The organism is Echinicola sediminis, assembly GCF_054777495.1.
Genome location: NZ_BAAHAP010000012.1, coordinates 40765 through 67239 on the forward strand (window position 1 = coordinate 40765; position 26475 = coordinate 67239).

19 protein-coding genes are annotated in these 26475 nt (G+C 45.0%); 5 read left to right on the forward strand and 14 right to left on the reverse strand.

The genetic code is table 11. The annotated features are described in order from the left end of the window. Window positions 1-37: 37 nt before the first annotated feature. The 6 genes from leuD to ilvD all read right to left on the reverse strand — a co-directional run bounded on the left by leuD (window position 38) and on the right by ilvD (window position 7225). Complete coding sequence (gene leuD, locus ACYVAA_RS04840; RefSeq protein ID WP_460539014.1) at window positions 38-631, reverse strand: 3-isopropylmalate dehydratase small subunit; 594 nt, start codon at window positions 629-631, stop codon at window positions 38-40. 17 nt (window positions 632-648) lie between these two features. Continuing rightward, window positions 649-2046: a 3-isopropylmalate dehydratase large subunit gene (gene leuC, locus ACYVAA_RS04845; RefSeq protein WP_460539016.1), complete on the reverse strand. Its 1398-nt coding sequence runs from the start codon at window positions 2044-2046 to the stop codon at window positions 649-651. Between the two features lie 163 nt (window positions 2047-2209). Further along, window positions 2210-3253, reverse strand: coding sequence for a ketol-acid reductoisomerase (gene ilvC, locus ACYVAA_RS04850; protein WP_460539018.1), 1044 nt, complete (start codon window positions 3251-3253; stop codon window positions 2210-2212). An 11-nt stretch (window positions 3254-3264) separates the two neighbouring features. Then, window positions 3265-3768, reverse strand: coding sequence for an acetolactate synthase small subunit (gene ilvN / locus ACYVAA_RS04855; protein ID WP_460539020.1), 504 nt, complete (start codon window positions 3766-3768; stop codon window positions 3265-3267). Window positions 3769-3778: 10 nt separating this feature from the next. Continuing rightward, complete coding sequence (ilvB, locus tag ACYVAA_RS04860; RefSeq protein ID WP_460539022.1) at window positions 3779-5473, reverse strand: thiamine pyrophosphate-binding protein; 1695 nt, start codon at window positions 5471-5473, stop codon at window positions 3779-3781. 69 nt (window positions 5474-5542) lie between these two features. After that, window positions 5543-7225 (reverse strand): dihydroxy-acid dehydratase, encoded by a 1683-nt coding sequence (gene ilvD / locus ACYVAA_RS04865; protein WP_460539024.1) that lies wholly within the window; start codon window positions 7223-7225, stop codon window positions 5543-5545. Window positions 7226-7794: 569 nt separating this feature from the next. Here ilvD and ispE point away from each other — a divergent pair. Further along, complete coding sequence (ispE, locus tag ACYVAA_RS04870) at window positions 7795-8604, forward strand: 4-(cytidine 5'-diphospho)-2-C-methyl-D-erythritol kinase (RefSeq protein WP_460539026.1); 810 nt, start codon at window positions 7795-7797, stop codon at window positions 8602-8604. Window positions 8605-8960: 356 nt separating this feature from the next. Here ispE and ACYVAA_RS04875 read toward each other — a convergent pair whose 3' ends face one another. Genes ACYVAA_RS04875 through tgt form a run of 3 tightly spaced genes read right to left on the reverse strand, consistent with a single transcriptional unit; the run spans window position 8961 to window position 12095 of the window. Then, window positions 8961-9881: a DMT family transporter gene (locus tag ACYVAA_RS04875; RefSeq protein ID WP_460539028.1), complete on the reverse strand. Its 921-nt coding sequence runs from the start codon at window positions 9879-9881 to the stop codon at window positions 8961-8963. Between the two features lie 5 nt (window positions 9882-9886). Next, complete coding sequence (locus tag ACYVAA_RS04880; protein WP_460539030.1) at window positions 9887-10960, reverse strand: LptF/LptG family permease; 1074 nt, start codon at window positions 10958-10960, stop codon at window positions 9887-9889. Between the two features lie 4 nt (window positions 10961-10964). Then, entirely contained in the window at window positions 10965-12095 is a 1131-nt protein-coding gene (gene tgt, locus ACYVAA_RS04885; RefSeq protein ID WP_460539032.1) for a tRNA guanosine(34) transglycosylase Tgt, read from the reverse strand. Window positions 12096-12227: 132 nt separating this feature from the next. On the opposite strand from tgt, the gene ACYVAA_RS04890 reads away from it, so the two are divergent. After that, entirely contained in the window at window positions 12228-13358 is a 1131-nt protein-coding gene (locus ACYVAA_RS04890) for a glycosyltransferase family protein (RefSeq protein WP_460539034.1), read from the forward strand. Beyond that, on the forward strand, window positions 13349-13960 hold the full coding sequence (locus ACYVAA_RS04895; protein WP_460539036.1) for an RNA polymerase sigma factor: 612 nt from the start codon (window positions 13349-13351) through the stop codon (window positions 13958-13960). The genes ACYVAA_RS04890 and ACYVAA_RS04895 overlap by 10 nt, the downstream gene beginning before the upstream one ends. Before the next feature lie 192 nt (window positions 13961-14152). Here the strand turns inward: ACYVAA_RS04895 and ACYVAA_RS04900 are convergent, their stop codons facing one another. After that, window positions 14153-14794: a hypothetical protein gene (locus ACYVAA_RS04900; RefSeq protein WP_460539038.1), complete on the reverse strand. Its 642-nt coding sequence runs from the start codon at window positions 14792-14794 to the stop codon at window positions 14153-14155. Window positions 14795-15376: 582 nt separating this feature from the next. Between ACYVAA_RS04900 and rsmG the strand changes: the two genes are divergently transcribed. Next, window positions 15377-16021 (forward strand): 16S rRNA (guanine(527)-N(7))-methyltransferase RsmG, encoded by a 645-nt coding sequence (gene rsmG, locus ACYVAA_RS04905; protein WP_460539040.1) that lies wholly within the window; start codon window positions 15377-15379, stop codon window positions 16019-16021. A gap of 334 nt (window positions 16022-16355) precedes the next feature. Then, window positions 16356-18146, forward strand: a complete 1791-nt coding sequence (locus ACYVAA_RS04910; protein ID WP_460539042.1) for a glycoside hydrolase family 15 protein — start codon at window positions 16356-16358, stop codon at window positions 18144-18146. A 171-nt stretch (window positions 18147-18317) separates the two neighbouring features. Here ACYVAA_RS04910 and ACYVAA_RS04915 read toward each other — a convergent pair whose 3' ends face one another. The 4 genes from ACYVAA_RS04915 to ACYVAA_RS04930 form a co-directional block, all read right to left on the reverse strand. After that, the gene (locus ACYVAA_RS04915; RefSeq protein ID WP_460539044.1) at window positions 18318-19604 is read right to left on the reverse strand and encodes an exo-beta-N-acetylmuramidase NamZ family protein; all 1287 of its coding nucleotides are present in this window, start codon (window positions 19602-19604) and stop codon (window positions 18318-18320) included. 28 nt (window positions 19605-19632) lie between these two features. Then, a complete protein-coding gene (locus ACYVAA_RS04920; protein WP_460539046.1) occupies window positions 19633-21468 on the reverse strand; it encodes an outer membrane protein assembly factor BamB family protein in 1836 nt (611 codons plus the stop codon). Window positions 21469-21533: 65 nt separating this feature from the next. After that, entirely contained in the window at window positions 21534-24491 is a 2958-nt protein-coding gene (locus ACYVAA_RS04925) for a glycoside hydrolase family 3 N-terminal domain-containing protein (RefSeq protein ID WP_460539048.1), read from the reverse strand. 195 nt (window positions 24492-24686) lie between these two features. After that, the gene (locus ACYVAA_RS04930) at window positions 24687-26474 is read right to left on the reverse strand and encodes a glycoside hydrolase family 9 protein (protein WP_460539050.1); all 1788 of its coding nucleotides are present in this window, start codon (window positions 26472-26474) and stop codon (window positions 24687-24689) included. Window position 26475 lies beyond the last annotated feature (1 nt).

The window sequence follows — 26475 nt, forward strand, 5'->3', positions numbered from 1 at the left end:
GTCATGGCATGAATTTCAAATTTATTGCTACTGTCTATTATTTCTTCGCTGCCTCAAAAGCAACGATTTCCTCCTTCATGTTCAACAGGTAGTCAATATCATCAAAACCATTTTTCATATTCCCTTTTTTGTAGGTATTGATGTCAAATGATTCAAATTTACCTGTGCTGAGAAGCGTGATGGTCTGCTTGTCGATATCCACCTCCACTTCTGTAGTCGGATCCTTTTCCACTTCTGCGAAAATGGCATCCAAAAACTCAGGAGAAACAGTTACCGGTAGAATCCCTACATTCAGGGCATTGTTTTTGAAAATATCAGCAAAGAAACTGGAAACCACGCATCGGAAGCCATAGTCATAAATGGCCCAGGCAGCGTGCTCTCTACTGGAACCAGAACCGAAGTTTTTGCCAGCTACCAACACCTTACCGGAGTAAGTAGGGTCATTTAGCACAAAACCAGGCTTTGGATTTCCTTCACTGTCGTATCTCCAGTCCATGAACAAGCTTTCGCCGAAACCTTTTCTTTCGGTAGCTTTCAGGAATCTGGCCGGGATGATCTGGTCCGTATCCACGTTTTCAGTAGGCATGGGGACCACGGTACTTTTTAATATATTAAACTTGTCGTAAGCCATTTTTTGATCGATTTAAATTATACTTCACGGGGATCAGTCACTTCACCGGTGATGGCTACTGCTGCCACCGTCAACGGAGAAGCCAAAAGCGTTCTGGCACCTGGCCCTTGACGTCCTTCAAAATTCCTGTTGGAGGTAGATACGGCGTATTTACCTGCAGGGATCTTATCGTCATTCATGGCCAGACAAGCAGAACATCCGGGCTGTCTCAATTTAAATCCAGCTTCTTCCAAGATATCCACCAATCCTTCTTCAATCGCCAACTTCTCCACTTCTCTTGAACCGGGTACGATCCAAGCGGTGATGTTTTCGGCCTTTTTCTTTCCTTTCACAAACTGTGCGACGGTGCGGATATCTTCGATACGACCGTTGGTACAGCTACCCACAAACACATAATCGATCTTTTTACCTTTGATAGGCTCTCCAGGATGGAAGCCCATATAGTCCAAAGACTTCAGGTAGGTGGTCTTGTTACTACCTTCCATTCCGTCGGTAGTAGGGATGATATCCTTGATCTTGATCCCCATACCAGGGTTGGTACCATAAGTTATCATCGGCTCGATGTCCTCAGCATCATAGGTATATTCCAGATCAAATTCAGCTCCTTCGTCTGTTTTCAAGGTCTTCCAGTATTCCAGCGCCTTGTCCCAGTCTTCACCCTTAGGAGCTTGTTCCTTACCTTTTAGGTAGTTGAATGTCGTTTCATCAGGAGCAATCAAACCTCCACGAGCACCCATTTCGATACTCATGTTACAGATGGTCATCCTGGCTTCCATGCTTAAGCTTTGAATAGCAGAACCTGCATATTCGATAAAATAACCAGTACCGCCACTGGCTGAGATTTTAGAGATGATGTAAAGAATGATATCCTTTGACGTAACCCCTTTTCCCAATTCACCATTTACGGTAATCCTCATGCGCTTAGGCTTGGACTGCATAATACACTGAGAGGCAAACACCATCTCCACTTCACTGGTACCGATACCGAAGGCAATTGCTCCGAAAGCACCGTGGGTGGAAGTGTGACTGTCACCACAAACAATGGTCATACCTGGCTGGGTAATACCCAGCTCAGGACCGATCACGTGCACAATACCGTGATGGTCAGTACCCAGGTCATGCAGTTCTACTCCGTGATTCTTACAGTTTTCACGCAATTTCTCAACCTGCATACGTGAAAGTTTGTCTTTTATGGTTTTGTCCTGATCAATGGTGGGTACGTTGTGGTCAGGAGTGGCTACGGTACGCTCCGGGAAGAGCACTTTGTTTCCTCTTTTTTCAAGGTTAAGGAATGCCACTGGGCTGGTTACTTCATGGATAAAGTGTTTATCTATGAAAAACACATCAGGTCCGTCTGGGACAGACTTCACTACGTGTGCGTCCCATACTTTGTCAAATAATGTTTTCTTTTCCATCGCTTCTGTTGTCAATCGTCATAAAGTTTAGAAGGAATAGGGTAAAAAGTTGGCTAACTTTCCCCTATTCCTCCCAAAAGTCTACTTTTGGGAAAGTCTATCTATATCAACACCGCTCATCCTCTTTTTAATTCCCATATCCAGACTTCCCTTCAAGTTTTAATTAGTTATTCTCTGGTCTCAACTTGCGGACAGTAGCACCTGCTTGCCACATTTCAGACTCTCTCAATTCTTTCAACTCTTCTTCCAACTTCTCTCTGTAATCATTCTTACTGTTGGACTCAATAGACTTAGCAGCCTCTTTACCGTCTTTCACACTCTTATAAAGCGCTTCAAAAACTGGCTTAGATGCATCTCTGAATGGCTTCCACCAGTCCAAAGCACCTCTTTGGGCAGTAGTTGAACAGTTGGCATACATCCAGTCCATACCGTTTTCAGCTACCAATGGCATCAAACTCTGAGTCAACTCTTCTACCGTTTCGTTGAAAGCTTCAGAAGGAGAGTGACCATTAGCTCTCAATACTTCGTACTGAGCAGCAAAAATACCTTGGATAGCTCCCATCAAGGTTCCTCTCTCACCGGTAAGGTCAGAAGTCACCTCTCTGTAGAAGTCAGTTTCGAACAAATATCCTGAACCAACACCGATACCCAAAGCGATCACTCTTTCTCTCGCTTTACCTGTAGCATCTTGATAGATGGCAAAAGAAGAGTTCAAGCCTCTGCCTTCTACAAACATTCTTCTCAAAGAAGTACCGGAACCTTTAGGAGCAACCAAAATAACGTCAACATCCTTAGGAGGAACAATACCAGTTTGGTCATTGTACGTCACCCCGAAACCGTGAGAGAAATACAATGCCTTACCTGGAGTAAGGTGTTTCTTTACAGTTGGCCAAAGTGCGATCTGACCTGCATCAGAAAGCAAGAACTGAAGGATAGTACCTTTTTCACAGGCTTCTTCCAATTCAAAAAGCGTTTCGCCAGGAACCCATCCGTCAGCTACTGCTTTGTCCCAAGTTTTAGAACCTTTACGCTGACCGACGATTACATTAAAACCATTGTCTTTCAGGTTAAGCGCCTGACCAGGACCTTGTACACCATAACCTAATACGGCAATTACTTCGTCTTTAAGTACTTCTCTGGCTTTCTCAAGAGGAAATTCTTCTCTTGTTACTACATCTTCTTCAACTGTTCCGAATTTCAGTTTCATTGTTTCTAATTTTAATTATTCAAATATTGTTCAATTGTTCCCATTGGTTTGGCCACTGCCACCCTGCCGGAGCGGGCAAACTCAAGAATATTAAAGTCTTTTAGAATTTCCAACAAGGCTTTAGTATCCTCTTTATGGCCGGTCATTTCAATCACCACAAATTCCTTTTCCGCAGAAATAATTCGGGCGTTGTATTGGCGGATCACTTTCTCAAGTCCAGGATCCAAGCTCCCTATCGGAATCTTGTAGAGGGCGATCTCCTGATACACCACTTCATCATCCCGATAATGAAACGACTTGATCACGTCAATGATCTTCTCGGTCTGTTTCATGATCTGGATCACTTGATCTTCCGTGGTGGTCACCTCAATCGTGATCCTGTGTACTCCGTCTTCCTTACTTTCCGAAGCAGTAAGGGCGTCTATATTTATTCCCCTTCTTGTAAATATCAAGGTAACTCTGTTCAGGATACCAATGAAGTTTTCGGTAAATAGGGATATCGTATATCGATTCATAAATTACGGCTTAGCTTAATCTAACTTCTTCTACTGAACATCCGGTTGGGATCATTGGGAACACGTTATCTTCCTTCTCTACAACCACCTCCAAGAAGGATGGGCCGTCATGGACCATCATCTCGGCCACTGCATCACGAAGATTTTCCCTTTCCGTCACTTTAGTTGCCTTCATATTATAAGCTTCCGCAATCTTGATAAAGTCAGGATTGTCGAGCTCTGTAAAAGAGTAGCGCTTATCAAAGAACAACTGCTGCCACTGCCTTACCATCCCCAGGAAGTTATTGTTCAGCAATACCACTTTCACCGGGCTCTGGGTTTGCATGATGGTTCCCAGTTCCTGAATGGTCATCTGAATGCCTCCGTCACCTACGACACAAACGACCTGACGATCCAAATCCGCCAACTGTGCTCCCAAGGCTGCAGGCAAACTGAAGCCCATGGTACCCAGTCCTCCAGAGGTCACTTGGGTCCTGGTGGTCTTGTACTTGAAGTACCTCCAGGCGACCATTTGGTGCTGTCCCACATCCGTCACCAATATCGCATCATCTTTCTTGAAGTCGTTGATATATCGGATAACTTCTCCCATGGTCAGCCCTGCTTTGGTAGGCAATAAGTCCTGAGAGACAACGGCACTTTTCTCCTTTTCCTCAAGCTTCCTGAATTCTGCCAACCACTCTCTGTGCGAACTTTCGTTTACCTTGGCCGTCAACATAGGAAGGCTTTCCTTACAGTTGCCCAATACCGCTACCTCACACTTTACATTCTTGTCGATCTCGGCATTGTCCAACTCCAGGTGAACCACCTTTGCCTGCTTGGCATAGCGCTTCAGGTCACCGGTTACCCGGTCATCAAAGCGCATTCCTACCGCAATAAGCACGTCACACTGGTTGGTCAGCAAATTAGGTGCATAGTTACCATGCATACCAAGCTTGCCCACGTATTGTGGATGATCTTCATCCAGGGCGCCAGACCCCAAGAGGGTACAGGCTGCTGGAATTCCTGTTTTGTCCAAGAATGCCTTCAGCTCCTCCTCTGCCTTACCGATGACCACACCTTGGCCGAAAAGCACATAAGGCTTTTTGGCTTCATTGATCACCTGAGCCGCTTGGGAAATGGCCTCATCATCTACTTTCGGATAAGGTCTGTAGGACCTGATTCCTAGACATGGGATATAATTAAATTCTCCCATATCCACCTGAGCATCCTTGGTAATATCAATCAACACGGGACCTGGTCTACCAGATCGGGCGATGTGAAAGCCTTTGGCAATGGCTGGAGCAATATCCTCCACCCTTCTGACCTGTATATTCCACTTGGTGCCAGGCATGGAAAAGCCTACCACGTCTGTTTCCTGAAAAGCATCCGTTCCCAAAAGCGGAGAGGCCACCTGTCCGGTGATGCAGACCAGAGGAGTGCTATCTATCATGGCATCTGCTATACCTGTAATCAGGTTAGTAGCGCCCGGCCCTGAAGTAGCCATACAGACCCCGACCTTTCCAGAGACTCGCGCATATCCCTGCGCAGCGTGGATGGCTCCTTGCTCATGTCTTGTCAGTACATGCTTGATTTGGTCCGCGTAATCGTAAAGTGCATCATACACCGGCATGATGGCACCACCAGGATAACCGAAAATATACTCTGCATTCTCAGCCACCAAAGATTTGATCACGATCTCAGCTCCTCTGATTCTCGAATCTTTCATGTGTAATTAATTATTATATTTGAGGTTTCTCTGTCGCTACCTTTTGGTATCTCTTACCGTCTACAACGCTTAAGCCTGATCTGTTACACAGCCTTCAGAAGCAGTAGACACTAATTGACTGTATTTCTTTAATGTTCCTTGAAGATGGCTTAAATCTTTGTTTTTCCAGCTCTTCTTTCTTTCAGCAAATTCCTCTTCGCTGACCTCTACGTTAATTTCTAATGTTTCAGCATCGATGGTCACCTTGTCCCCATTCTGGATCAAAGCGATCGGCCCACCCGCATATGCCTCAGGAGTAACGTGCCCAACCACAAATCCATGTGTACCACCTGAGAACCTACCGTCTGTAACCATGGCCACCTCTGCTCCAAGCCCTGCACCAATAATGATGGATGTAGGCTTTAACATTTCCGGCATGCCCGGCCCGCCTTTAGGTCCCACGTAGCGGATCACCACCACATCTCCTTTTTGAACTTCTTTATTTTTCATGGCCTCGTTTGCCTCCACTTCACTATTATAAACCCTTGCTGTGCCCGTAAAGGATTTTCCTTCCTTACCGGAAATCTTTGCAACGGCACCTTCTGGAGCCAGGTTGCCATGAAGCACACACAAATGGCCTGTTTCCTTGATCGGATTATCCAACGGATGAATCACGCTTTCCTTGGAGACTTTCACCGGCTCTATATCTGCCAGGTTCTCAGCCATGGTCTTTCCTGTAACCGTCATGCAGTCTCCGTGGAGCAATCCTTCATTAAGGAAATACTTCAAGAAGGCAGGAAGCCCTCCGATTTCATAAAGGTCTTCCATCATGAATTTACCGCTTGGCTTAAAGTCACCCAATACCGGAGTCTCCGAATTGATGCGCTTGAAGTCCTCCAAGGTGAAATCCACCCCTGCAGTTCTGGCTATTGCCAGTAGGTGAAGCGCCGCATTGGTACTTCCTCCTAGAGCTACCGTCACCCTGACGGCATTCTCCAGGCTTTTGCGGGTAATGATATCTTTTGGCTTGATGTCCAAAGCAAGCAACTGCTTGATATACTTACCGATGTTCTTACACTCTTCACGCTTTTCTTTGGAAGTAGCGGGATAAGAAGAACTGAAAGGCAAGGACAGCCCCATGGTTTCAATAGCTGAAGACATTGTGTTGGCAGTATACATACCGCCACAAGCCCCTGCACCCGGGCAGGCGTTTTTGATCACGCCCATATAATCTTCATCGGAAATCTGACCGTTGATCTTCTTCCCATAGGCTTCAAATGCTGAAACAATGTTCAACTTTTCTCCCTTATAATGACCTGAGCGAATAGTACCGCCAAAAACCATTATCCCGGGACGGTTTATTCGGAGCATGCCCATAACCACGCCCGGCATGTTTTTATCACAACCAGGGATGGTCACTACGCCATCAAATGAGTGACCAAGGATAAAGGACTCTATGGAATCAGCGATCACTTCTCTGGAAGGAAGGCTGTACTTCATCCCTGAAGTCCCCATGGACTGACCGTCAGAAATCCCTATAGTGTTAAAAATAAAGCCAGAAAGATCCTCGCTGTCGGTAGACTTTTTGATATCCTCCGCAAAGCTGTTCAAGTGCATATTACAAGGGTTACTTTCATAACCACAACTGGCCACCCCTACAAAGGGTTGTTTCATCTTTTTATCACTGATACCGGTGGCATATAACATGGCCATCGCCGCAGGATTTTCCTGATTATCACTAATTTCCCAACTATATTTCTTCAAATCGCTCATAAGATATACAATCTTCTGTTATTGACTTATAAAAAAAAGTGCCTCATGGTATGAGGCACTTTATTGCTTTATGGATGTTTTACAATAGTCTAGCGCCTCATTTCAGTTGAAAATGAGAATGACAACAAGGCTAATGACGCTGACTATTCTTAACATGCTTTTTGTGTGTTTAGTGGTATCGAGTTATTAATTTTTTCAATTGCCTAACAAAAGTAAAACCCTAATTTGAGACTTACAATATTTTATTTCTTTTTTTAAAATGAACTAAAAATTAAACTATTGCATATCTGAAAAACCGCCTCAGTTTTTCATGAATTTTTTCTGCATTACGCTCGTTTATGTTTCATATGAATAACATTTTACATATTTTCGAAATTTTCTTCTGATTTCCTCTTTTTTTAAATTTTTGTTAAAAAATCCACCCTAATTAAAGTTCAAAACCAATTTTTACGGCTTTTTTTAACACCATCAACAAACATATTTAAAACTCTTTAAAAGAAGCACCAATATTAATACGCCTTTTTTAATAGTTTTGCGTCGATACTTCTTTTACCATCAAGATTGTCCACATGGTACAGTTTCCCAACGCTAAAATCAATTTAGGCCTCTACATCACTAAAAAGAGAAAGGACGGCTATCACGATATCATTACCTGCATGGTCCCCATTCCACTGGCTGAAGCCCTGGAAATCACCATAGCAGAAAAAACCACCTTCCATTCCACGGGATTAACTATTCCCGGAAAGGAGAAAGACAATCTTATTCTTAAAGCGCTCAAATTATTGCGAAAGGATTTTAACGAGCTTCCCCATATCCAGGTCCACCTGCACAAAACCATCCCCATGGGAGCAGGCTTAGGCGGAGGTTCTGCAGATGCTGCCTTTGCATTAAAAATCATGAACCGCCTGTTTGACCTCCACCTGGAAGACTGGTTTTTGGAAGATTATGCTGCTGAACTGGGCAGTGACTGCCCTTTCTTTATTGAAAACACCCCCAAAATAGCTACCGGAAGAGGAGAGATACTTGAAGAGGTAAAGGTCGATTTATCTGGATGCTGGATCGTACTCATCAATCCTCAAGTACATATTGGCACCAAAGAAGCCTATGCAGGCATTACACCCCAGCAACCGGAACATGACCTCAGGGAGACCTTAAAGGACAGGACCCTTTGGAAAGAACAATTAAAAAACGACTTCGAAGCAAGTATATTCCCCAAACATCCCGAAATCGGCGAGATCAAAGAAAAACTCTACGATAAGGGGGCTTTTTATGCGGCCATGTCCGGCTCAGGCTCCACTGTCTTTGGCCTGTTTGAACATGAACCGACGATCGGTGAATGGCCCAAGGAATACTTCACCTTTAAAGGAGAGCTGAAATAGTACCAAGGTAATTGGATCAAGAATATAGACGCTTTCACTCCTCTAAACTGGATGACCCTAATGAGTGATTAGTATTAATTGCCATAGTTGGCTTGATCTATATTTAATACCGCACAGGGTCGGAATTACAGATTCCGACCAACATCAAAATCGCTTTTAACAACCTGAATTGGAGAAACCCTTTGAGGACTAATGATTAAGAACAATACATCTATTTCGGATTTGTACATTTGCCCCCTTACTGAAGCCCTCAAAGGGTTTTCATCCTAAAGGCGATTTCCTGCCAGCCCAATTTCGCAATCTTCGTAGTTCATACTTAGTACTTCCTACTTCGTACTTTGTACTTGCCTCTCCATTCACTGCATTCTCAACAGCTGCTTATTCTTCCTTCTCTTATAAAAGAAATTGAATACAGGGTACATAAACACAGAGGCCAGTATGATCAAGGTCCCCAAATAAAAGCCCGGAGTCATCTGCTCCTTCTCCCCAAAAATCAACACCGCTAAAATAATCCCATACACCGGCTCCAGGTTCACAGTAAGGTTGATGGAAAAAACGCTGAGCCTTTTCATCAGCTCCACGGAAACAGAAAACGCATAAACAGTACAAACCCCGCTCAGCAGGAAAAACCAAAAATAATCCATGGGGCTCAAAGCCAGTTGAATGCCTTCCTCCCCTGTGAAATAAGCTGCGTAAAAGGGCATAAACAATAAAGTGAACAGACATGCCCCCATCATTTCATAAAAAGTGATGATGTAGGGAGAATGCTTTTTGGTCAACTGCCCGTTACTTACAGAAAAACAAGCTCCCAAAAAAGCCGACCCTAAGGCCATCAACAGTCCTTCCCAATACCTGAATTCAAACTTGAAAATAACATACAGCCCAAAGAGCACAATGACTCCCAGCATTACCTCGTACCATTTTATTTTTTGCTTATTCACCCAAGGCTCGACAAATGCCGTCCATAATGAGCAAGTGGCCATTCCTGCCAAGCACACCGAGGCTGTGGAGATTCTTGCCGCACCAAAAAACAAAACCCAATGCATGCCAATCAAGCCCCCCGTCCCCAAAATCTTAGCCAACTCCCTACTTTCAAGTTTAACCGCTCTTTTCCTTAGCATAAAAAGCCCTCCTAAAAAAACGGTCGCAAGCAAGGTTCTAAAAAAGACAATCTCTACGGCAGGTATGCTGATCAACAATCCGAGAATAGCGGTGAAGCCCCATATCAGTACAATAATATGGAGCATCAGGTAATCCTTAAAAGAAGGCCCTTCCATGGGGTCTAACGGGGAATCGTTTTATACATCACCAAGCCCGTCGCTGCAAAAACGATATTGGGAATCCATACCGCCAGCACGGGATACGCCGTCCCTGCCTCCGCAAAGGTCCTTGACAACAGAAACAGGATGATATAGATAAAGGCCAGCAAAAAGCCTAAGGCAATCTTAAATCCGGAACCTCCTCGGGTCTTTTTGGAAGACACGATCACCCCTATAAAAGTCAGTATGATGGCTGCAAAAGGGGACATGAAACGCACATACCATTCGATTTTGTAAAAGCTGACATTTTCAGCTCCACGGTCTTCCAATACCTCAATCTGCTTGTTCAGGTCCGGAAGGTTCAAGGTCTCATGGTGATTGATAGGAAGGTCAAAATCCTCCGGAGTAACGGAAAGGACCGTGTCCATTTCCTCCCCGACGGAATACTCCTCTTTCATATCCTTCAGCTCCCGCAGCCTCCATTTGCTCACCTTCCAGGCATTGGTCGTGGTATCCCAAGTAATCCTATCTGCGGAAAGCTTGGACAACAACCTTCCATCCTCTATACGCTCCAGTGTAAACGTATATCCCCGCTTGGGACCGGTATAATACCTATTGATATAAGCGTATACATCCGGCGCCACCTTGACATGGAGGTTTTGGTAACTGTACTGACTGTCATCTTCCAGGTACTCCATTTTAAAATTATACATCCCAGCAGTGGCACCAGGCAATACCCAGCCATTCAGCACAAAACTCACGATGGCAATCAGTGAAGCCCCTATCAAAAAAGGCTTGAGCATCCTTAAAAAACTCACTCCGCTGCTCAAAATAGCCACAATCTCAGTACGACCGGCCATTCGGGAGGTAATGAAGATCACCGAGATAAACACTGTGATCGGGGTCAGCAGATTGTTAAGGTACAATCCGTAATTGAACATGTACTTCATGATCTCTGCTGAAGGCACTTTATTCCTGATAAACTCATCGTTCTTCTCGGTAAAGTCCAATACCAGGACGATCAAGATCAACATCAAAACCACAAACAGATAGGTTTTGAGGAAATCCTTTATGATAAGCTTATCGATTAATTTCATGCCTTTACAATCTTCTGCTGACTTTTTTCACCATCATTTCTTTCCAAGCGGCAAACTCCCCTGCTTTGATTTTCTCCCTGGCCTCTCCTACCAACCAAAGATAAAAGCTTAAATTATGAATACTCGCAATCTGGGCCGCTAATATCTCCTTGCTGATGGTCAAATGTCTCAAATAAGCCCTGGAATAGAAGCTACTGACATAACTGTTGATATTCGGGTCGATCGGCGAAAAATCATCCTTCCACTTTTCATTCCGCATATTCATAATCCCTTCGGAAGTAAAAATCATTCCATTTCGGGCATTCCTGGTAGGCATCACGCAGTCAAACATATCCACTCCCAAGGCGATGCACTCCAGAATATTGGCCGGCGTGCCTACTCCCATCAGGTACCTTGGCTTGTCCTGGGGGAGAATATCTGTCACCAGCTCCGTCATTTCGTACATCATTTCCGCCGGCTCCCCTACCGAGAGTCCTCCTATTGCATTGCCATCCCTGCCACAAGAAGCCACAAACTCGGCAGACTGCTTACGCAAATCCTTGTAGACACTTCCCTGAACGATGGGGAACAAAGTCTGCTCGTACCCATATTTTCCTTCGGTGCTGTCCACCCGATCGATGCAGCGCTTCAGCCAACGGTGTGTCATCTCCATGGACTCCCTGGCATACCCAAATTCGCAAGGGTACGGAGTACATTCATCAAAGGCCATGATGATATCCGCCCCAATGCTTCTTTGAATGTCCATCACATTCTCAGGATTAAACTTATGCTTGGAACCATCAATGTGGGACTTAAACAGCACCCCTTCCTCAGTGATTTTTCGGGTACCGGCCAATGAAAACACCTGGTACCCTCCGCTATCGGTAAGAATGGGCTTTTCCCATCCATTAAATTTATGCAAGCCACCGGCCTTTTCCAGGATATCCAATCCCGGCCTAAGGTACAGGTGATAGGTATTCCCTAAAATAATCTGCGCTTTGACATCATTGGTAAGCTCTCGCTGATGTACCGCCTTCACGGATCCTGCAGTCCCCACCGGCATAAAGATCGGTGTCTGTATATCGCCATGGTCTGTGGTGACCACTCCTGCACGGGCATTACTCTTTGTGTCTTGGTTTTCGAGAATAAACTTCATTAATCGTCAATTTCAAACAAGATAAAACGACCTTGTTATGATTTAGTTATCAAATCCGGCACAAAAATATAAGCTTATCCTTAAAAGAGTTGCTGTTTTTGATTTTATCTTTACTGCGAAATCAAACTGCACATGATCATCAATTTGCTGTGGCTCATCTTAGGTACTGCTACTTTAGTCCAACTTATCTACCTGATTATCATTTTCGGAAGACTGAGCTTCTTTTATGCCCAAAACAAAACTGCTGACTATTCGCAAAACCAGGAGGGAGTCAGCATTATCATTGCTGCCAGGAATGAAATGGAAAACCTCAGAAAGCTCATCCCGGTACTAATCCAGCAAAACTACCCCAAATTTGAGGTATTGGTCATCAATGACCGCTCCAATGACGACTCCCGTTTTTTGCTGGAAAAGATGATGACCGCCTACCCACAGCTCAGAACCGTCACGGTCAATTATACCCCTGATCATGTGACCCCAAAAAAATACGCCCTGACCCTCGGAATTAAAGTGGCCAAGTACGATGTCCTTCTCCTTACCGATGCGGACTGTGTCCCGGTGTCTGACAACTGGATACAGCAGATGACGCAGCCCATCCGGAATGAAGGCAAGACCTTTGCCTTGGGCTATGGTGGATATGAAAAAACCAAAGGTTTTCTCAATAGGCTAATCCAGTATGAAACTTGGTTTACGGCCATACAATATTTTTCGTTTGCACTTTGGAAGGCACCTTTCATGGGGGTGGGCAGAAACCTGGCTTACCGAAAACAGTTCTTTATGGACAAGAAAGCCTTCAAGGACCTTTGGCAGATTTTAGGGGGCGATGACGATCTCTACGTCAACAGGCACGCCAGAAAAAGTAATACGGCTGTAGTGATCCATCCTGACAGCATTACCCGCTCCATCCCAAAGGGCACGTTCAAAGAATATTACATCCAAAAGAAACGGCACTTTCAGACCGGAAAATACTATAGAACCGTTGATAAAATTAAAATCGGCCTTTATGCCATCAGCCATTTGTTTTTTTGGGCTTCAGCCATAGCTTTGCTGAGCATTGTGCAAAATTGGGAACCAATCGTTATAATTATTAGTATTATAGTTATACGGGGATTGCTTCAATTTTCCACAATTAATAAGGCGATTCATAAAATCGAAGGCCATAGGAAAGTGTTCTGGACGATGTTTTTCGATTTAATGTATTTAAGTTATTTTTGGATTATTGGGGCTAAAGGTTACCTATCAAAAACAGTTAGATGGAAATAAACGAAAGAGGGTTCTCAGACAAAGCGCTAGAAGATTTTGACTTAATAGACAAGGCAGTAGATCAAAAAGACCAGCAGGCTTATGCCACTTTGATGAAACGGTACAAGAAAGCCGTCTACTTCATGATCCTGAAAATGATCCGTGATGCAGACGATGCTGAAGACCTGACCATGGAAGCCTTTGCCAAAGCTTTTAGGAACCTACATAAATTTAAAAAGGATTATACCTTTAGTACCTGGCTTTTTAGAATAGCCACCAATAACACCATTGACTTTATCCGGAAGAAAAAGCTCAAAACCATGAGCCTGAACAACACCCTCACCGATGACAGTGGCAACTCGGTCAATATCGATGTGGAAGATGATGAAAACAACCCACAGGATGAGTTCATCAAAAGCCAACGGATCGAGATGGTAAGGATTTTTGTGGACAAGCTGCCTGCCAAATACAGAAAACTGGTAAAGCTGAGGTACTTCGATGAACTTTCCTATGACGAAATTGCCAAGGAACTGGACAAACCGCTGGGAACGGTCAAAGCACAGCTGCACCGTTCAAGAGAGCTTCTTTACGAAATCGCCCAAGGCAAGGAGAGACATATTTAGATGCTAGGAATTAGACGCTAGATATTAGATGCTAGACACTAGACAGCAGACTTTAGACACTCGTAACTGTTCCGGATTTGCAATCCGGAACTTTTATTTCATTCCCTCTTTAAAATCCTCATTAATTGCAGAGTCCTTTAAGACATTAGTCTTAATAAAAAATTTGGGCATCAAACACCCCACTATCTTAACTTATAAATTATAAGTAATCGGGATAGTAAGACCGTAGAATATAAAGCTTGTATTGTCTCCTCCAGAAAATATTGCATTCAAATTTGGGTTGATTCCAAAATCTCCAAATTTCACATAAAACCCAACAGAACTTAATGCCCCAAGTCCATGGGAATTCCTTTTGTCATATATATCAATTGGAGGGGAAGCACCATCATCAAAAGCTACTATTGTTTCTTTATAACTAAATACCCCAAGGGCAAATTCAGAAGTTAGCCCAAAGTGTTTTCCTTTTAATTTTGGACTTACCCCGGCATAAACCCCACCTCCATTTATTTTGTAATCAAAAGAAGTACGCGAACTAAATCGATTCACAGTTGACGCCCCCCACTCTAATATAGTCCCAAACACTAAATCCATATATTCCTTTTTCGTTGAGATGGAAAATTTCAGGTTGACTCCTTCCAATATTTCACTTTCAGGCCTGATGGATTCACTAGGAAGTTTAAAATCATAGTAGTAGTCTTCATTCATACCGTTTGAATGAAACGTTGGTCCCATTGAAACTTCTATCTTTTTCGATTTCCCTAACACTTGGGCATTTAATTGGTAAACCGACATGATGCCAATCAATGCTACTAACAAAAAGCTTATCTTATTCATTTGATTAGATTCCCTCCAATTTTATACTAATTTCTATGAGTGATTTGGTTTCGATTGGTCTAGGGTAGAACAACTAAAATTATTAGTTGTAACAATAAAAACACGGCTAAAAACCCTAAGGATCCTTGCAAGAATAATAACAAACATAGCCAACAATATAATATTTGAAAAACCTAAAACACTTTTTCTGGTTTCTTACATTCTCACCTTCACCCCAAAAAGTCCCCACTTTAACGTCCTAAGCCCCTTATCTTTGTCCCTATTCCAAAATCACGCTGTTCCGGGTTTGCAACCCGGAACTTATATTTCATTCCTCTTTAATGGCTATAGCTCTCTTATCTTTGCCAGTTTTACCGCTGTTCCGGATTTGCAATCCGGAACCTTCATTTCTTCCCTTTTCACAATCATTTTTAATAGTTAAGAGCCTTTTATCTTGCCTAATTTCCTGTCACCCCTCAGACACGTTAAGAATCACCTATGTTCATCCTTTCCATCTGTGCCCACAACTTTTCCTCTTGTTCCAAAAAGGAATGAATCTAAAACTGTATCTTTGGGGGTTTTTATGGCCAAATCACGTACAGCATGAACCAGGAACTTGACCTGATCCTCTCCTATTTCCCCGATATTACCGAAAAGCAAAAAGAGCAGTTTGCCGCTTTGGGCGGGCTTTACCGCGACTGGAACCAAAAAATCAATGTCATCAGCCGAAAGGACATGGATGCTTTTTATATCCACCATGTTCTCCATTCCCTGGGCATAGCCAAGGTCATGCAGTTTGAACCGGGCACCTGGGTGCTGGACATCGGCACCGGAGGGGGCTTCCCGGGAATACCTTTGGCCATTATGTTTCCGGAAACCAACTTTCACCTGGTAGATTCCATTGGCAAGAAAATCACCGTGGTCAAGGACATTGCCAAAATCCTAAAACTGAGTAATGTGGAAGCCCAGCAGGTGCGTGCGGAGTCCCTCAAAAGAAAATACGACTTTGTGGTCAGCAGGGCCGTTACCCGCATGATCAATTTTTATCCTTGGGTAAAAGGCAAATTCAAAAAAGAAGATTTCAATGAATTCCAAAACGGCATCCTTTACCTGAAAGGAGGGGATGTGGACGAGGAAATGGAAGAACTGGACATCTCCTATGTCACCTATCACTTGGAAGACTATTTCAAAGAAGATTTCTTCGAAACCAAAAAGGTGGTTTATGTGCCTTTTGAGGGGAAAAGATAGTAATCAAGTTTGGAGCTGGTATTTTTTATTGAGTATCTAGTATTGAGTATTGAGTATTGAGTATTGAGAAAAAAAAATGGTGTCGATCCGGGGTTGGCGGCATGCTTAAAGTAAAACTTTTACTCTATTGTCAATTTGAACAGCGCTGGATGCGCTACTTTAGGAGTTCCGCGGCACAGCCGAGGGAACAACTGCACAATACTGATCAGGGCCAACTTTCAATCCTTACAACATTTCAACCTTTCAACCTTCTTACCTTTTCATTTTTTTATTATATTCAACGCTTACCCAAAAAGCCGCTCATTATTTTTGGTACCATTCAACCTGATTATAAATGACAAAAAGACATCTTTATGGCACTGGGCTTATTGGCAACTGTGCTTATATCGCCCACATTGAGCAAAACACGAATATCAGTTGGCTATGTTTCCCCAGGTTTGACAGTGACTTCACTTTTGGAAGTATGCTTGACCCCGAAAAAGGCGGGGAGTTCAGCATATTGCCCGAAAACAAGGCGTTCTCTTCCGAGCAGGAATACCTGGAAAACACCAACATCCTCAAAACTACCATCACTTTGGACAATGAAGAGGAAGCCTATTCGGTGACTGACTTCGCTCCCCGCTTCCATAACTTTGACCGGTACCATAAACCCCTGATGGTGGTCAGAAAAATCGTCCCTCTCAAAGGGGAACCAAAGATCAAAATCAACTGCAAACCGGTCACCAACCGGGGCAAAAAGCTGCTAAAGCCCTCCATGAGCAGCAACCACATCGATTACCTTGGCGCTGAGCAAGAGGTCCGACTGACGACAAACTGCTCTGTCAACTATATCATGGAGGATATGGCTTTCCGATTACAACGGCCGATTTACTTGTTTTTCACCTATGGCAGGCCTTTGGAAGCTCCGGTAGAAAGTACAGCGGAAAGGTTCCTCCAAGCCACCACCCAATATTGGCGGGAATGGATAAAGTCCACGAGTATCCCCCATTTCTACCAGCGTCTGGTGGTCAGGTCGGCTCTGGCCCTTAAGATTCACCAGTTCGAAGATACCGGTGCCATCATAGCAGCCTCCACCACCAGCTTGCCCGAATCTCCCGGCTCCACCAGAAACTGGGATTACCGCTACTGTTGGATCCGAGACAGCTATTATACCCTCAATGTATTCAACTCACTGGGGCATTTCCAAGAATTGGAGCGTTATTTCGAATACATACAAAACCTCCCTACCAATGACAATGGCCGCTACCAACCCTTGTATTCTATCACGGGATCGGCCTTATTGGAGGAGGAATTGAGCGACCTCTCAGGATATTTGGGCAACCAACCTGTAAGATTCGGCAACCAAGCCTATACCCATATCCAGAACGACCTCTACGGACAGGTATTGGTAAGTCTCTTGCCGCTTTATGCGGATAAGCGTTTTATAGAATCCGAAAAAAGCCACTCCACCCCGTTTATCCATAATCTCCTGGATAAAATAGAGGAGACCATGGACGAGAAGGATGCCGGGCTGTGGGAATTCAGAAACCTGGCCCAAGAGCACTGTTATACCTTTATTTTCCATTGGGCAGGATCCTGTGCAGCCATCAAAATCGCCGACAGGTTGGATGACCAGCTTATGAAGACCAAAGCTGAACGCCTAAAACAACAGGCCATTGCAAAAATTGAGGCTTGCTATGTCCCCGAACTAAAAGCCTATGCCCAGGCCATAGGCACCAAAAACATGGATGCCAGCACCCTTCAGTTGATCACCATGGGCTACTTTGGCAATGATATCGAAAGGGCCAATAACCACCTGAAGATGTTGGAGAAAGATTTACTGGCCAAAGACTACCTTTTCTACCGCTACAAGCACATGGATGACTTCGGGGTACCCGAAACCACTTTCCTGATCTGTGCTTTTTGGTACATAGAGGCACTGGCTTGTGTCAACCGGCTCGATGAAGCCGTGGAAGGTTTTGAAACCCTCACACAATACTGTAACCACCTGCAACTGTTTTCTGAGGATGTGGACCATAAAACCGGCAGTCAGTGGGGCAACTTCCCTCAGGCCTACAGCCATGTGGGCTTGATGAATGCCGCCTATCGCATAGGCCAAAAACTGGATAGACCAAATTTCCTCTAGAAATTTGGTCTAATATAACCTGGTCCAAGTCTGAAGACTTGGACCTTTCTATTCCATCAAAACCACATATTTAACCGAAACCTGAAGGCTTAAACAAGTTGAGGTCTAAGTCACCGCTATATCCTACCTTCGGTAGGAAACAGCTAAAGACTTAGACCAAACAAACCTGAGTTAATAGAACAAGTACTGGGCCCTGACTTCCTTGAAATAAGCCAAGCCCTCCTCCCAGCTTTCAACAATTTCCTCCGGGGATTTTCCAGACAGGATACCTTCTCTTATGGAGCTGGTTTTCCATAAGCCGTCCATCCTCTTTTCCTTCCACTCCAATTGATCAGGGTACAAGGCATACAAAGCGTCCAGCATATAAACCCCTGCCTTGGAAGAGGAAAATCCATCCCTGTTGACCAGTTTTATTTCCGCACTGTAACAGGTATCCTCTAAAAATTTTGGCGGATAAATCTCAATGCCATCCACTATACGTCCAGGCACAAATCGGGCACTGGAAAACTTCACTCCCTCCAACCCGTAACTTTCCAGCTTATTGGCCAGCTCGCCTCCATCTATCCATGGAGCACCGATATGTTCAAAAGGATGTAGCGTTCCCCTGGCCTCAGAAATATTGGTTCCTTCCAGCAGACAGGTCATGGGATACAAGGCAGCTGTGGTCAAGGTCAACATATTGGGAGAAGGCTTGACCCAGGGTAGACCGGTTTCATCGTACCACATCTCCCGTCGGTAATGCTCCATCTTGACCACCGTAAGATCCGCTTTGTCCAATCCTTCCTGTGCCCTTTGTTCATTGAACATATGGGCAAGTTCTCCCACGCTCATTCCATGCACCACGGGCAATTGGTCCACCCCAACCACAGGTTCCAACTGCTTGTTTCCTACAGGTCCGTCTACATAAATCCCTCCAATGGCATTGGGTCTGTCCAGTACCACATAGGGAATTCCCTGTTCTGCAGCCGCTTCAAGCACATGGTTCATCGTGGCGATATAGGTATAAAAACGTGCCCCCACATCCTGGATATCGAACAGGATCACTTCTATCCCTTCGAGCATTTCAGCGGTGGGTTTTCTGACTTTTCCATAAAGGGAAATTACCGGAAGCCCGGTCCCTTTGTCCTTACCATCGGCCACATGGGTGTCTTCCTCACCTCTTATGCCATGCTCAGGACCAAAGAGCAAGGCCAAATCAACCGCCTTATTTTCATAAAGCACATCCACCAAATGGCGTCCGTCCGGTAATAGGCCTGTATGGTTGGTCACCAAAGCCACCTTCTTTCCTTTTACCAATGGGAAATACGCTTCCTCCAGAAGCCTTTCTGCACCTATTATCACCCTCTTAGGGGCTTCTACTATTGCTTCCTGATCTTGTTGGGTTTTGCCCTTACAGGAAAAAAGTCCTAAGCCCACCCATAAGGCAAATACTAATCCTTTGATTTGATGCCGCTGCATATTGTCTAAACTTTATGATCTTATAATTCTAAAACACTAATAATTCCACTTTTCCATCCATGGTGGCCACCACCAAGGAATGGGCATCCAGGACATTGACCGTATTGGCCATGGAGTTATCTATCTTATGTGCCCAATTGATTTGTTGATTGATTGGATTTACACTGTAGACCGTGCTGTTTTTGGTCCCAAAGTAAACTGCTCCCTCTTTTTCAATCAACATGGATGGTACATGTTCATAACCAAAACCACAGTCCATTTGCCAGGCCAAGTCAGCTTTTTCCTTGCCCGTTTTGAAAGCCACTATTTTATCGTTCATGGTTTTTCCGTACACCCATCTTTTATCTTCAGAAATCCCCAAGGATTCCCTCACGGTAGCCTCATTGCTCCTCCAAAGGGTTTGACCGGAGTCAGCATTCAGGGCCGTAATAAACCGATCCGGAGCAACAATATAGACCACCCCTTCATGCGCCACAGGAGTACACATGGCCGGAGAATACATGCGGTTGGGAGAACCATTATCCCACTTCCACTCCAAGCTACCATCCTGTAGATTCAAGGCATAGAGGTGTTTATCCCAGGCTCCAAAATAGACCTTACCCTCATACACAAGGGGCTTGCTGACCGCTGGTCCTCCGAGCCCTTCAAACTCCCAGATGAGCTTCCCGTTTTTTGCCTTCAGAGCCCTGAATTTACCATCACTGCTGCCTATGAGCACTTTCTCCCCATCCAGCACCGGACTGCCTAATACAGAAGCCTCGGCTTTATACTTCCAGGCCAGCTTTCCGTTGTTTATTTCAAAGGCATAGATATTCCCATCCCCGGAACCAACTATGACCAAGTGTTTATAAACTGCCGGTGAAGAAAAAATTCCTCCTTCAGTTTGATAAGTCCAAAGCAACTTGCCCGTCTCTCGGGAAAGCGCCTCTACTTTCCCCAGGCTATTCCCAAAAATCACCGTTCCCTTTGCCACGGCAGGGGTAGAAGTCACATTGGCATCAGAGTGGTAGCTCCACTTTTTACTCACTTGCCTGTAGGTTTTGTTAATACCATAATCAGGTCTTTCAAAATCAGCTGCATCATCATATTCCCTTCTTCCCAAGGGAATTTTCCTCCAAGGATCCAAGGTTTCCAGCCCAGGGGTTCTTTCAGCAAAATAAGCCGTATCTTCTTTGATCTCCACGATATTATAACCTCCTACTTCATCTTTCGCCCGAAGATTTGACCTCCCCATTACCCCTGGAATTCCTTCAAAATCATAGGATTTGTTACGGTGTCCATGGCCACAAATCGAAAACTGGGTATTGTATTCCTTTAACCTGTCGGTCAGTTCGAACCAGTTGTCCAGACTGTTGTCCAGCGGATAATGGTTGACATTGATGATGCGCTGGTCTTTTGGCGTAGCTGCCAGTACAGAATCCATCCAGACTACGGCATCCCTGGGGATATGGCCGTCAGACATTCTTACGTATGGCCCCGAAGCCGTTCCTATAAACTTATAGCCCTGATGCTCGAAGACAAACTTATCGTAGCCAAACTCCCGGATGAAGCTCACCCCGCCGGATTCGGACCAGCCCGTATCATGGTTCCCCGGCACGACATAATAAGGTATTTCCAAAAGGGAGATGATCTCCTTAGCCCTTTTGATTTCCAAATCAGTCCCCATCTCGGTGATATCCCCGGTCAAAACCACAAAATCCAATCCCGACAAAGCATTAATATCCTCTACTGTACGCATTAAATCCTCCTCAGCCACACCGTTTGGCGAGCCTATATGGGTGTCCGTTACATGGGCAAACTTAAAATTTTGGGCAAAAAGCCCCCCGAACTGCATCACAAAAAGCAATGCCAGTAACTTTTTCATAGTTAGTTAATGGTTATTGGTTATTTAGTTATTATTGGAGCGATTAAGCATCCTTTCTGATGGCCTTAATCTTTTTTCATTGCTTGATAAACCACCTCCAACACATTCGTTCTTGTATTGAGCTGGTAAAGCTTGGTATTTTCCCTGGTGGGATGTACCCTGTTGGACAGGAAGATGTACACCAACTGGTTTTCGGGGTCTACCCAGGCATAGGTGCCGGTAAAACCGGTATGGCCAAAACTGGATGCCGGCGCACTTGGAGCGGAATTGCTATTGGGATCGCCTGGCTTTCTTGGACGATCAAAGCCCAATGCCCGGTAGTTATCCGGACAAAACTGACATTGCCCAAACTGACTGACGGTATTTCCATTAATCAGGCTTTCTCCTGCGTAAGTTCCATCATTCAGGTACAGCTGCATCAACTTGGCCAGGTCATTGGCATCTCCAAAAAGTCCGGCATGACCACTGACTCCCCCCAACATGGCCGCCCCCTCATCGTGCACGGTCCCGGACAACAATTGCTTTCTGAACAGGCTATCATATTCTGTCGGCACAATACGCTCCTTGGAATAATGCCTGTAAGGATTAAACGTCAGGGTACTCGCCCCAAGATGACTGTAAATATTATCCTTCAGATAGGTATAAAAGTCCTCTCCTGTGATGGCGGATACTACTTTTGGGGCCAAAATAAAAGACAGGTCACTGTACACATAATCCTGCCCCTCCTTCACGGGAGACTTCATGATCTCTTTGTAAATCTTATCTGCATAATGTCGATGGATATACAAACTGTCCGCCACTTTGATCGGAAAGCGCTTGCTTGGTTTATCCTTAAAAGTGAACCATTTGAACGAGCCGTTTTTTCTTACGGTACTTTTCCAAAAGGCAATCCAGGCGGTCAATCCTGCCTGATGGGTAAGGATGTCTTTGTAAACCAAATCCTCCTTATTGGTTCCCCTGGCCATGGGCAAATAGGTCCCCAATGTCTTATTTTCATCAAACTCTCCCTCTCCCTTGAGCTGCATTAAAGCTGCGAGGGAAGTGCTGATTTTGGTCACTGAAGCCAAATCAAACAGGTCATCAGTATCTACAGGGACTTCTTTCTCATAGGTATGGTAACCGAATGCCTCACGGTAAAACACCTTTCCCTCTTTGGCCACCAAGACGGAAGCTCCGGGGATGGCTTTTTGTTCAATGGCCTCATTTACAAATTGTTCGATTCCTTTCAAATCTTCCCGATCAATCCCAACAGCCTCCGGCTCCACATAGGAAAACCGGAATCCACCATCAGTGCTCAATCCATTCCCTCTCGCAAATTCCGCATTCACTGTTACTGGCAACCGCCCCTTTGCACCTACCCCTCCAAACACAAGCTGTGAAGCCACATCTTGGGTCAACTCGGACTCCTGATAGGCGGCAATCACCGCATCTGCCTCTCCCAAATCTTCCAATTTGTCCAAGCTGTAGACATTACCGAATACTGCCACGATCGTCGGCTTATCATGGATCAGTTCTTTTAAAAAGACATTCATTTCGGCTGTGATCCCAAAGTTCTTCACACTGGCTTTTAAGCCCAGATCATGAACACCTACGATTACTTTGGTATAGGGTGCAAGCTGCTCCTTGATCTGCTGCAGTTCGGCAAGGGAGGCCTCCTTGGGAATGACTACCTGATCTGCTTCCACATAGCGGCTAAGCCCCCTTTGAAAAGCCGTTTCCTGGTCGGTTCCCAAAGCTACATAGACTAGCTTCTCTGCAGCCAAACCTTTGATGGGCACTATTTCCTCTTTGTTTCTCAACAGGGTCATGGAAGCTTCTACCAGCTGCCGGTTCAGGTATTGGGCTTTGGAACTATTGATGTCCTCAAAAATACCTTCCATTTCTACAGGTTTCCATTCATCCAGCCCCAGCCAGGCTTTTGCCTGCAGCACCTTCTTCACCCGCTGGTCCACTTCCTCTTGGGTAATTTCTCCCTTTTCAATGGCCTTTTTGATTTCTTCGATGGTCTTTTTGACATCCATGGTATTGAGCAGCATATCATTTCCTGCCAAAAGGGCCTTTACATCCACAATGCCAGGGGGATAAAATTTGGCCACACCCTGCATGTTCAGTGCATCGGTAAAAACCAAGCCTTTATAATCCATCTCCTCCTTTAGCAAGCCGCTTACAATGGGTTGGGAAAGTGTAGATGCCAAATTCGGGGTATCATCCAGCACCGGGATATTCATATGGGCCACCATCACACTTCCCAATCCCTTCTTCATCAACTCCCTAAAGGGGTAAAGCTCCACCTCTTCCAGCCTTTCCCGGGAAAAGCTGATCAAGGGCAGGCCATAGTGCGAATCCACATTGGTATCCCCATGGCCAGGGAAGTGCTTGGCATTGGCCAGCACCTGCTCATCCTGCATCCCTTGCATATAAGCGGTGGCTTTGGAGGCCACATTTTCTTTGTTCTCTCCAAATGAGCGGAAGCCTATTACCGGATTATTGGCATTGTTATTTATGTCCACCACAGGAGCAAAGTTGATGTTCACGCCTATGCGCTTGCATTGCCGGGCAATCTCACGCCCCATTTCATAAATCAGCTCCTCATCTTCTATCCCCCCTAATGCCATTTGATAAGGAAAACTCATGGTACTGTCCAACCGCATGCCCAAGCCCCATTCCGCATCGATGGAAACCATCATGGGCACCTTACTGATCTGCTGATAGCGGTTGGTCATGCTTGCCTGCCTTCCAGGGCCTCCCTGAAAAAAAATCAGCCCCCCGACCTTGTATTGTTCTATCAAGGCCGCAATGGAATCCTCATGCTCCTTGTCCCTATTGGAATACACCGGGATCATGATCAACTGGGCAATCCTCTCTTCCGCACTCAAGGTTTGAAAGACTGAATCAGCCCATTGGCTCTTTTCCTTTAAAAAAGGGATTTTTGAACCTACGGTATCCTGTCTGGCCATCACTTGAAAAACCATTGCTGTAAATAGCAATCCCCCTAAACCTGCTTTTAATAAATACTGCTTCATTATATTAATATAATTAATCTTTATTTTTTGATCAGTCACCTCATTACTAATCCTTATATGCTCATAGCCTCAACGACCCTTCAGAGGATTTAAAATCCTCCTTATTTGGGTTCGGGATTACAAATCCCGAACAGCTCCTTACCAAAACAACCTGGTTCCAAAACCTTCCAACTTTAAAACCTTAAAACCCTAGCCTCACTTACCCCAATGCACCATCATCAAAATCGCCCCTGCAGTGCCGTCCATGGTGGGTTCGTTGGTGCTGTAGTCCCCGATGTCATCATGGTAAACCACATGTTCGTTTTGGAAAGCGGCAAATTCATCTTCTTTCTCCAAATGAAGCCCGAGAAGGTTATTGTAAATGGACGTATAAACCGGCCCGTCTACCAACCCTCCCGGGACTTTCACCCCTAATAAAACATATAAACTCGTATGGACTTCCTCTGGTGCTTCCCCTTGAGCAGGCATGCCGGTAAACATGGTGGTCCCCCAAGGGTTTCTGCCAAAAAGCCAATCCCGCTGCGCCACTAGATAGCGATTGAACTGCCTGTCCCCGCTCATCTTCTCATAAAGGATCATTTGGGTGATCAGACCCGTCATCAGATTATTGGAACACCAGATAAAAGGTACTCCTACTTGAAAAGGGTTCTTTTCCGCCCGGCTCATCGTATACCGAATACCTTCAAGATAATAGCCTTCCAGCTTTTGTTTAAAATCTTCCCCGACCAAATCATGGAGGACATAATGCCCCATATTGATAAAAGGATAAAGCCTGTAATGATCAGCAGAATCCACCACCGTCCATGAATCCGCCGTATTACTTTGCAAAGCATAAGTTTTGGCCTGCTCCAAGTACTCCGGCTCTTTGGTAGTTTTATATAGCTCAGCAGCTCCCCATTCCATGTCATCTGCCCACGTGGATTCATTGTAGCGGTAGGGTGCGCTATAAGAGTTTCCTTGTTGATACCCTTCTTTTTCCCTTCCCAAAGCATAGAGGCTGACGGCAGCCTTTCGGCATTTTTCGGCAAAAACCGGATCATTCAAATCCTCTTTCCAGATCCTGGCTGCCAAAGCCATGGCAGCGGCACTTCTTCCTGCCAAATTGGCGACACCGGTAGCCTCACTTTTATATTTTTGTAATCCCTGTGGCCTGCCTGTTGCAAAATATACCGGCCGGTAACTGTTCTCCCCCCAACCATAATCCGAATTGTCCTGGTCAGGGATTTTATAGCCTTTATGGTCCCGGTCATCTGCTACCTGATGAAAAAGCTGATCAGGTTCAGGGTGCATTTTCAGCATCCAGTCCAAGCCCCACCTGGCCTCATCCAGCACATCCGGAACACCGTTTTTCCCTGGCTGCCCCAAGGCATTGTACTGATCGTCAAAGCGGTCCGGATACATCTCATAGGCCAACAGCATATGGGCCGTGGCATAGCTGGAAGTGATCAGGTATTTTAGCTGATCCCCAGCATCATGCCAGCCTCCACTGACGTCCACATAGGTGCTGTCAGCCATCGGCCCAAAGAAAGTCCGGCCATCCCTTTGGTGGCAGACCATGTCCAAGGTAGGATTATATCCGCAGCGCTGCTGCCGCATAAATTCCAATAAAGTCTCTTGCTGCTGGGCATAGGCATCATCCCCGATCCTGATGGTGCCCGAACTGCTTTTGGTCTTCTTTGAAACAAGCCGATAAGTTCCCGGCTGGGAAATGGTTGAAAAATCAAGGGTATAGTAATGCTCAAAATCCCCCCAGGGTTGGGCCCCGTCCTTTTCCACTTTGAGCTCCAATACCACTTCCCCGTTGGAGGTATTGACCAAGTGGAATTTTTCCCGGATGGGATTTTTACTAAAAGCTACTGCTATTTTTGCGTCCTGCGGTAAATACCCCATCTGATTGATGCGTATATTTATCGGTAAGTCTTGGGCCAAAAGAGTCCTAAAACCAAAAAAAAGAAGTAAAACACTTATCAGAAATAATCGCATT

What these genes read in the sequence shown, in the direction of transcription:
- ACYVAA_RS04890 (WP_460539034.1), top strand. Translation starts at nt 12,228, where the DNA reads ATGATCATCAATTTGCTGTGGCTCATCTTAGGTACTGCTACTTTAGTC.
- rsmG (WP_460539040.1), top strand. Translation starts at nt 15,377, where the DNA reads ATGAACCAGGAACTTGACCTGATCCTCTCCTATTTCCCCGATATTACC.
- ACYVAA_RS04875 (WP_460539028.1), bottom strand. Translation starts at nt 9,881, where the DNA reads ATGGAAGGGCCTTCTTTTAAGGATTACCTGATGCTCCATATTATTGTA.
- ilvD (WP_460539024.1), bottom strand. Translation starts at nt 7,225, where the DNA reads ATGAGCGATTTGAAGAAATATAGTTGGGAAATTAGTGATAATCAGGAA.
- ACYVAA_RS04915 (WP_460539044.1), bottom strand. Translation starts at nt 19,604, where the DNA reads ATGCAGCGGCATCAAATCAAAGGATTAGTATTTGCCTTATGGGTGGGC.
- ACYVAA_RS04920 (WP_460539046.1), bottom strand. Translation starts at nt 21,468, where the DNA reads ATGAAAAAGTTACTGGCATTGCTTTTTGTGATGCAGTTCGGGGGGCTT.
- leuD (WP_460539014.1), bottom strand. Translation starts at nt 631, where the DNA reads ATGGCTTACGACAAGTTTAATATATTAAAAAGTACCGTGGTCCCCATG.
- ACYVAA_RS04930 (WP_460539050.1), bottom strand. Translation starts at nt 26,474, where the DNA reads ATGCGATTATTTCTGATAAGTGTTTTACTTCTTTTTTTTGGTTTTAGG.
- ACYVAA_RS04910 (WP_460539042.1), top strand. Translation starts at nt 16,356, where the DNA reads ATGACAAAAAGACATCTTTATGGCACTGGGCTTATTGGCAACTGTGCT.
- ACYVAA_RS04900 (WP_460539038.1), bottom strand. Translation starts at nt 14,794, where the DNA reads ATGAATAAGATAAGCTTTTTGTTAGTAGCATTGATTGGCATCATGTCG.
- ilvC (WP_460539018.1), bottom strand. Translation starts at nt 3,253, where the DNA reads ATGAAACTGAAATTCGGAACAGTTGAAGAAGATGTAGTAACAAGAGAA.
- ilvB (WP_460539022.1), bottom strand. Translation starts at nt 5,473, where the DNA reads ATGAAAGATTCGAGAATCAGAGGAGCTGAGATCGTGATCAAATCTTTG.
- ACYVAA_RS04925 (WP_460539048.1), bottom strand. Translation starts at nt 24,491, where the DNA reads ATGAAGCAGTATTTATTAAAAGCAGGTTTAGGGGGATTGCTATTTACA.
- leuC (WP_460539016.1), bottom strand. Translation starts at nt 2,046, where the DNA reads ATGGAAAAGAAAACATTATTTGACAAAGTATGGGACGCACACGTAGTG.
- ilvN (WP_460539020.1), bottom strand. Translation starts at nt 3,768, where the DNA reads ATGAATCGATATACGATATCCCTATTTACCGAAAACTTCATTGGTATC.
- ispE (WP_460539026.1), top strand. Translation starts at nt 7,795, where the DNA reads ATGGTACAGTTTCCCAACGCTAAAATCAATTTAGGCCTCTACATCACT.
- tgt (WP_460539032.1), bottom strand. Translation starts at nt 12,095, where the DNA reads ATGAAGTTTATTCTCGAAAACCAAGACACAAAGAGTAATGCCCGTGCA.
- ACYVAA_RS04880 (WP_460539030.1), bottom strand. Translation starts at nt 10,960, where the DNA reads ATGAAATTAATCGATAAGCTTATCATAAAGGATTTCCTCAAAACCTAT.
- ACYVAA_RS04895 (WP_460539036.1), top strand. Translation starts at nt 13,349, where the DNA reads ATGGAAATAAACGAAAGAGGGTTCTCAGACAAAGCGCTAGAAGATTTT.